The organism is Clostridium sp. (assembly GCF_040797585.1).
Classification (GTDB): domain Bacteria; phylum Bacillota; class Clostridia; order Clostridiales; family Clostridiaceae; genus Clostridium_Z.
Genome location: NZ_JBFNEO010000002.1, coordinates 24,707 through 32,684 on the forward strand (window position 1 = coordinate 24,707; position 7,978 = coordinate 32,684).

Consider the following 7,978-nt stretch of genomic DNA (forward strand, 5'->3'; position numbering starts at 1 on the left):
ATATATGTAGCTTTTATTTATATATTTTCTAGACCCTATAAAATATAAGCTTAAAAAGTTATAGGGGTAATTTTATATAAAAAAGTAGCCTATAAAAATAAATCTATAGACTACTTATTATGATTATGCTTTAATTATAATTTTTATATTAACTATTAATCAATATATTAACTCTAAGATAATAAATTATATTGAAAGACATATTTACTAAAAAAATCATGATATAAAAATAGACCTCTTATATCCTATATTGATTACACTCTATTTAGATAATAAGCGATTATATTATTTTTAATTATTTAGACTCTTTTCTTATAGATTTATATTTTGAGCTTGTTCTCTCTTCGGGATTTATATAATCATAGTCACCATTCTCAGTTTTTTTAAGTCCTAAGGAAGCCATTTGCTTTTTAGTAACCTTTCGTTTATTAGTCATTTCTATCCCTCCTTCTATAATCTTAGAATCACCATATATAAGAGAATTATTCTTAATTCTAGTTAGATTTATTCTTCTAGTTAAGTTTAGATTCTTTTACTTTATTTAAATCACACCTTTCCTTAGCATGACATAGTATATATTATCTTCAAATGATTAAGGAGGTAATATCCATATGGATTATATATACAATGACTACATGAATGATATAAATAATTATAGAAATGATATTAATGATTATAGAAATGATACTAATGATTATAGAAACGATCTTAATGATTATAAAGATGATGATAATGAAAAATACTATGGAGAGAAAAATAAATGTAGAGAAAAATGTTATAGAGAACAAACTCATACCCATGAATTTCTAGGTAGTACAAAGCTTGCTGAGGAATGTGATGAAAGGCATAACCATCGTTTTGCTGGTGTTACCGGTGAAGCTATTCCAAGAGGAAGATCTCATGTTCATAAAATTAGAGTAAGAACAGACTTCTTTGATCATTTCCACGGAATTTGTGTTGTAACTGGACCAGCTATACCAGTTGGTAATGGAAAGCACGTTCATTTAGCTACAGGTATGACAACTTTTGAAGATGACCATAGACATAACTTTATATTTGCTACCTTAATTGAAAGTCCATTAGTATAATAGTTCTTCAATAGCTTGGATTCTTGAGTTAATTTAAATATATAGCACCCTTATTTTAATTCCTAAAAATAAATTCAGAATATTTCATATGTTATAATTTTATATGAGAGTACTTTTATATTTTCATATAATAATTATTACTTTATATTTATAAATTAAGATAGTAATAAAGTTAATAGACATGTTAAAATAATTTCTAAATTATTTTAACATGTCTATTTTAAAATTTATTTACTCTTTAAGTCTCTTATTAATACTAGAATCTTAAAATCTCTTCTTAATTTATTCTAATATTTATACTAATAATAAACCTACTATCTAAAAAATATTTTTCTAGAAATTAATTACAATTTATATTATTTATTTTTAAATTTTATTTTTAAAAATACTTAACCTTAGTGTATATTAGATTTATATAAATCATATTAACTGCATTTCCCTGGAAATATTTTACATAGACTAAGGTATTTATATAAAAATTTAAAGATGTTCAAAATATTAAGCGATACAAGCTTTTAACTTGTATCGCTTAATATTATTCTATACGTCTTCTGTATATACCAATAGCTGCTGTTTCTTTTACCTTAGGTGATACATCACTTTTGTTTAAGCATTCCTCGAAATTTCTTCTAAGAATTTCATTGGCTACAACAATTGCTCCAGGTATTAAAGCTTTACCACTAGAAATTGCTCCAGAAACTGTAGGCCAAGCAGCCTTTCCGGCTTCAGCGGCACACTTATCAATTGCCTCAACTTCCTCTGGTGGAACTTCTGGGTAGTTATACCTAACAAAAACTCCTACAATTCTTCTTCTTTCCTTTATACATGGCACATCATAAATAGCTCCTAATGGACCCTGATGCTTACAGGTAGATGAGTAAGGTTCTAAATATGAATATTGACCAAGTAATTTTTCACTACTAGGCATAATGCACCTCTTGTAAAATAATTCAATATTATACTATGCTATAACTTTCTTAACTGTTAATAATAGTAATAATTTTTATTTTTAAATTAACTCATCTGCTAGTTAAATTAGAACTTCGAAATTATTAGATTCTAGACATCTAACTTTTGTTCTTTATAATTTAAAATCATAAGTTAAGACTATTTTAAGATTGAATTAATACAAAAGGTTAAATTATTACCACATTATTAGTTCTAAATATATTTAGTAATTTATTTAGAAATAGAAATCAATTTAAGAATTAAGCTTTAACCTTAATATAGATATATAATCAATTTTTTCCACGAATTAAATACCAATTCATTTCTATTAACATACTATATACTATAGTCATTTCACTGAGGAGGTATTTTTGTGGAATCTATAAATAATGAAAATATAAAATGTCATAAAGAAGAAACCAATATGATAGAAGAATTTAGTGAAAAATGCTCTCAAATTCACAATCATGAATTTTTAGGTAGTACGAAACTGGCGGAAGAATGTGATGAGAGACATAACCATCGTTTTGCTGGTATTACAGGAGAAGCTATTCCTATTGGTAACTCCCATGTTCATAAAATTGCAGTGAGAACAGATTTTTTCAATCATTTCCATAAAATTTGTACTCTTACTGGTCCTGCTATACCTGCTGAAAATGGAAAACATATTCATATAGCAACAGGTATGACAACTTTCCAAGATGAGCATGTGCATAATTTTATATTTACTACCTTAATTGAAAGTCCATTAATATAATAAATAGAATAGATATATAATATACTCTATTTAAATAGTTAGGAACTCAGTTTAAATGAACCGAGTTCCTGTTATTTTTTAATTCTTCTAATTTTAATATCTCATCACTATAAATATATCTTTGATAGAATTCCCCTAGTCTTGTTTCTTTAATATATGGATTTATTTTATGATTTCATTGTATCTTATATTAAAATTCACACTCATTATAATTAGAAATTACTTTTAATTTTTTTAATCAGCTTAAATATTATTTCATAAAACAATCTAATTATGAGAAATTCCATATATAATCTCTTATTTTTCCTATATTTCATGGTTCTTATATAAGATTTTACAAATTTAGACCTATATCTCATATTAGTATATATTTTTATGTTATAATTAAATCTTGAATAGGTACATTATTTTACCAAAGGAGAGGATGTGACTATATCAAAAAAATTTATATTAATTTATAAAGAATTTTATATGGATGTACCTAGGAAAAACAAGACAGAATTTAGAAGGCTAAAAATCTAGTAATAAAGAAGCCTGACACTTATTAGAGGGGGATGAATTATGAAGAAGATTATATCTATTATCTTAACTCTGACACTTATATTTTCATTAACTCCAGTTGCATATGCAGCAGAGAGTTCTAAGTCATCAGATAAGGGTATTAGTGAAGAAATGGCAGCTATGAATAACCTTGGATTAATTCAAGGGGATGAAAATGGACTGACACCTAAGTATGCAAATAAAAAAACTACTAGAATTGAAGTTGCAACAGTACTTTTAAGATTAAAGAGTCTTGAAGATGAAGCAAAATCATTTACTGGAACAGATAACTTTTTAGATTATAAAGAAGTAAAATCTATAGAGGAGAGAAATATTCTTGCTTATATAAAAGCAAATCCTAAAGAAAGTTTAATAAAGCCTTATGGCAATAAATTTAAACCAAATAAAAATGTAAATGAAAAAGAGTTCTATAGTATTATTCTTCAACTATTAGGATATGAGTATGGAAGTGATTTTACAGATAAAAATATAATAGAATTTTCAAAGTCTGTTGGACTTAATCCATCAGGAAAAAGTAGATTCACAAATGATAGTTTTGCTAAGGCACTTAATGATTGTTTAAAAGCAAAAACAAAGAGTGGTCGTGAGTATTTTGAAATATTATTAGAGTCTGGTTTTATGATGGATTTTAATAAAGATAAAGAAGTACCGGAAATACTTGTGTTTGACGGAAAACCTCAACCTATATTTAAGCATGATGATGCTATTTATGAAAAAGTTTATGTAGAATCACCACAAGACACAGATCTTGATGAAAAGCGTGATTTAATTGAGGTATGGATAAAACGTCCTATTGAAACTGAAAGAGGTATGAAAGTTCCAGCTATATTTGAGGTAAGTCCTTATCGTCCTGGAACAAATGATGATCTTTATATTACTCATAATGTAGATAAAGACATAACTGTAAGTCCACAAAGTAATACAACTTATGAAGATGTAAAATATGTACCTGAAGAAAAAGTAATTCCAGAACCAAGAAGTATTTCTGGTAAAGCCGAGAATGGAAAGGTTCAACCTTTTGAATTTGGCGGATGGTATAACTATTTTATACCTAGAGGATATGCAGTAGTGTTTTCTGGTGGTATAGGAACTTTAGGATCTGATGGTATGACAAGTACTGGTTCAGTTGAAGAAACAACATCCACTGTTGCTGTAATAGATTGGTTAAATGGAAGAACCAAGGCATTTACAAACAAGACTGATAACATTGAAGTATCTGCAGACTGGTGTACAGGAAATGTAGGAATGTCTGGCCGTTCATATCTAGGTACATTAGCCATAGCTGCTGCAGCAACAGGAGTAGAAGGATTAAAGACAATAGTTCCTGAAGCAGCAATAAGTAACTGGTACGATTATTACAGATCAAATGGTGTAACTGCTCCAGCTTTAGGTTGGCAAGGAGACGATGCAGATCTACTAGCAACATACTGCATGAGCAGAATGATGGATCCTAGAGATTATTCCAAAGTAAAAGATTTATTTGAAAAATCTATGGAGCAAATGAGAATCGATCAAGATCGTGATACAGGTGACTATAATAAATTTTGGGACGAGCGTAATTACTTAAATAATGCTGACAAAATAAAAGCAAGTGTATTTATTGTTCATGGTCTTAATGACTGGAACGTAAAAACTAAGCAATTTGATATGCTATGGAAAGAGCTTGAAAAACATAATGTACCACGTAAAATGATATTACATCAAGGGGAACATATAAGTATTAATAACTTAGCTGGTATAGATTATAATGATATAATGAGTAGATGGTTTGCTTACTGGCTTTATGATATCCAAAATAATGTAATGGAAGAGGTTCCTACAGCTACTATACAAAATAATACAAATCTTCAGTGGGAAAATTTTGATAGCTGGCCTGTAACAGAATCAAATACTAAACTTTATCTTGATAATGATGGTACAAGTGGTAAATTTAAATTCGATCCATTAGAAAAAGAATTAAAAGAAACCTTTACTGATGATTTATCATTATCACAGTTTAATAGAGAGAATCCTGATCTTCAAAAGTGGCTTGATACAATAGTTAAAACACCTGAAGTGAAAAGACCTGACCGTTTAGCATATGTAAGTGAGCCTGTTACTGAAGATACAAGGATAAGTGGAACTATAAATGTATCAATAAAGGCTTCTATAGACCAACCTACTGCAAATATAAGTGCAATGCTTGTAGATTATGGCTCCGAATATAGACCTACCATAGAAAGAGAAGTAGTAGTTCCTAATGGTATAATATATGGAGGAAATGCAGGTTCAGATGATATAGTAAACTTTGTTATGGATAGTAATAAAACGGATTACAAAGTTATCTCTCGTGGATGGATGGATGCACAAAACCGTATAGCTAATTATCGTGTAGATACTATAACTCCAGGACAAGAATATACGTTTAATTTGGACATGCAGCCAATGGACTATACTGTTAAAAAAGGTCATAAGATAGGGTTAATAATACTATCTACAGACGCTGAGAACACTATAAGACCTTTAAAGAGTACAAACTTTACATTAAATACTAGTGAAAGTTTTGTAGAAATTCCTATAGTGAATGGCTTAAAAAAATAATATATAAGTAAAGTTAACTATTTTATATATTTGAATATACTATATTTATTAATAGGGTTGTGGCTTATCTAGCTACAACCCTATTTTAATAAGATATTAAAACTTTTATCTTTATAAATTAGATAAATTTTTCAACATAAAGAAGTCTGTGTAACTCTTAATTAGATATTTTCATAGAATCTATCTAATTAAGAGTTACACAGACTTTTATAAAGACTAATTTATCTACTCTTAAATTTTAAATTTAGAAACACTATCATTTAGCAATTCTGCTTCCCTACTTAGGAATTCAGACATTGACTTAAATTCTTCTGCTGAAGCCATTTGCTCTTCGGTTACTGCAGCTAAGTTCATAGCATTTGAATCTACCATTTTAGATACTTTATCAATCTCGTCCATATTCTCATTTATATTTCCGATATTTGTAACTATTTCTCCTGCTGAGTTTTTAATCTCAACTATTTTATTTTCTATATCTGCATTAGAATGTTTTATTATTTCAAAAGTATCACTTACATTATCAGTATATTCCCTTCCTTCTTTTGTCATATTAACACTGATAGAGATAGCTTCTAAAACATTATTTGTTTGTTCATTCATAAATCCAATTATGTCTACCACTTCACTAGCAGCGGAATTTGACTCTACAGCCAGTTTTCTAACTTCGTCTGCTACAACAGCAAATCCTTTCCCATCTTCACCTGCTCTTGCTGCCTCAATTGCTGCATTTAAAGCAAGAAGATTAGTTTGATCTGCAATACTTGATATTGTTGTAAGTATATTTTGTATTTTACTAATACTTTGAGCTAATTCTGTAATAACTGAATTTACATTATTAATACTATCTTCAATATTATTGATCTGATCTTTAGTATTATTAATTACCTCAGTTCCACTGTTAGTATCTTCTAAGGTTTTATATGCAATACTATTGGTATGATTTATCTGAGTAAAAATATTTTGAATATCAGAATCTAATCTACCTAAAACATCTTTTATATTTTGTGTTTTTAAAGCCTGTTCAGTTGATATTGAAGAGATTTCATTAGTTGATATAGTTAAGTGTTCAGACGCACTTGATGAATCTGAAGAACTTTCTAGAATTCCCTGAGCTGCTTCTGTAACCTTTTTAGAGGATATCTTAATCTTTTCTATCATATCCCTTAATGAATCACAGGTTTTACTTAAAGCTATATTAACCTTACCTATTTCATCCGTTCTAGAAGTATCAATAGATACAGTTAAATCTCCTTCAGCTATAGTATTTATTGATTCTACTAGTGCACTCATTGGCTTAAACATGAACTTTAATGCAATGTAGTTAATAATTATAGAAATTGATATTAAAACAATAGTAACTAAAATTATTAGTTTATTTAATTCACTTGTCTTTTCTGAAAGCTCTGCACCTTCATAATCATATTCTACTATTCCAACTACATCATTAGAAGAGTTCACTATAGGTACAAAAGCTGATATGTAATATTTATTAAAGGATTCAACATAATAAGGTTTACTCGTATATGCTTTCCCTGTATCAAATGCCATCTTTGCCTCATTTGCAAAGTCTGACTTCTGTTGTTTAAATCCTATCTCTGTATTGGCACTACTTCCATCAATTACATATGTATAATTATCTGAATCATTTGATACTATAGTATATAGCATGCCGTTTCCTATAGTCTTATTTAAATCCTGAAGCTTTTTTCTTGTATTAGTATAAAACTCATCATTTTTATCTAAAGACTTTGAAAGTTTTTCGAACTCATCTCCATCAATAAGCATAGCAGATGATTTTGCAATATTTAATGCTTCTCCTTGTAATAATGTTGCAGTATGGTTATATACATTATTATAAAATATATACCCCATAGCAAAACTTGCTAATACTATTATAAGTGATGTTATTAATATAATTTTAGTTTTTAAAGATAAAGAAATATTTGATATTTTTTTTGTTTTCAAAATGACTACAACCCTTCATAAATAAAGTTTATAATCTTAAAATAATTTAAGGAATTTCACAAAAAAATTTTATAAAATT

General features: G+C 28.0%; 5 protein-coding genes and 1 pseudogene. 3 read left to right on the forward strand and 3 right to left on the reverse strand.

The window, feature by feature from the left end; all coding sequences use genetic code 11:
* Nucleotides 1-295: 295 nt before the first annotated feature.
* Nucleotides 296-436: a hypothetical protein gene (locus AB2369_RS00295; RefSeq protein ID WP_367664469.1), complete on the reverse strand. Its 141-nt coding sequence runs from the start codon at nt 434-436 to the stop codon at nt 296-298.
* A 349-nt stretch (nt 437-785) separates the two neighbouring features.
* On the opposite strand from AB2369_RS00295, the pseudogene AB2369_RS00300 reads away from it, so the two are divergent.
* Nucleotides 786-1,088 (forward strand): annotated as a pseudogene (locus tag AB2369_RS00300) (YmaF family protein); the annotation flags it as partial.
* A gap of 535 nt (nt 1,089-1,623) precedes the next feature.
* Here AB2369_RS00300 and AB2369_RS00305 read toward each other — a convergent pair.
* Nucleotides 1,624-2,016, reverse strand: a complete 393-nt coding sequence (locus AB2369_RS00305) for a hypothetical protein (protein WP_367664470.1) — start codon at nt 2,014-2,016, stop codon at nt 1,624-1,626.
* 444 nt (nt 2,017-2,460) lie between these two features.
* Between AB2369_RS00305 and AB2369_RS00310 the strand changes: the two genes are divergently transcribed.
* Both AB2369_RS00310 and AB2369_RS00315 read left to right on the forward strand, forming a co-directional pair.
* Nucleotides 2,461-2,793 carry a YmaF family protein gene (locus tag AB2369_RS00310; protein WP_367664473.1) on the forward strand — a complete coding sequence of 111 codons (333 nt, stop codon included), beginning with the start codon at nt 2,461-2,463 and terminating at the stop codon, nt 2,791-2,793.
* Between the two features lie 561 nt (nt 2,794-3,354).
* Nucleotides 3,355-5,934, forward strand: a complete 2,580-nt coding sequence (locus AB2369_RS00315) for a Xaa-Pro dipeptidyl-peptidase (RefSeq protein ID WP_367664471.1) — start codon at nt 3,355-3,357, stop codon at nt 5,932-5,934.
* A 231-nt stretch (nt 5,935-6,165) separates the two neighbouring features.
* Here AB2369_RS00315 and AB2369_RS00320 read toward each other — a convergent pair whose 3' ends face one another.
* Nucleotides 6,166-7,899, reverse strand: a complete 1,734-nt coding sequence (locus tag AB2369_RS00320) for a methyl-accepting chemotaxis protein (protein WP_367664472.1) — start codon at nt 7,897-7,899, stop codon at nt 6,166-6,168.
* Between the last annotated feature and the right edge of the window lie 79 nt (nt 7,900-7,978).

Excerpts from the sequence above, each read along its gene's own strand:
- AB2369_RS00315 (WP_367664471.1), top strand. The coding sequence starts at position 3,355 with ATGAAGAAGATTATATCTATTATCTTAACTCTGACACTTATATTTTCA.
- AB2369_RS00295 (WP_367664469.1), bottom strand. The coding sequence starts at position 436 with ATGACTAATAAACGAAAGGTTACTAAAAAGCAAATGGCTTCCTTAGGA.
- AB2369_RS00305 (WP_367664470.1), bottom strand. The coding sequence starts at position 2,016 with ATGCCTAGTAGTGAAAAATTACTTGGTCAATATTCATATTTAGAACCT.
- AB2369_RS00310 (WP_367664473.1), top strand. The coding sequence starts at position 2,461 with ATGATAGAAGAATTTAGTGAAAAATGCTCTCAAATTCACAATCATGAA.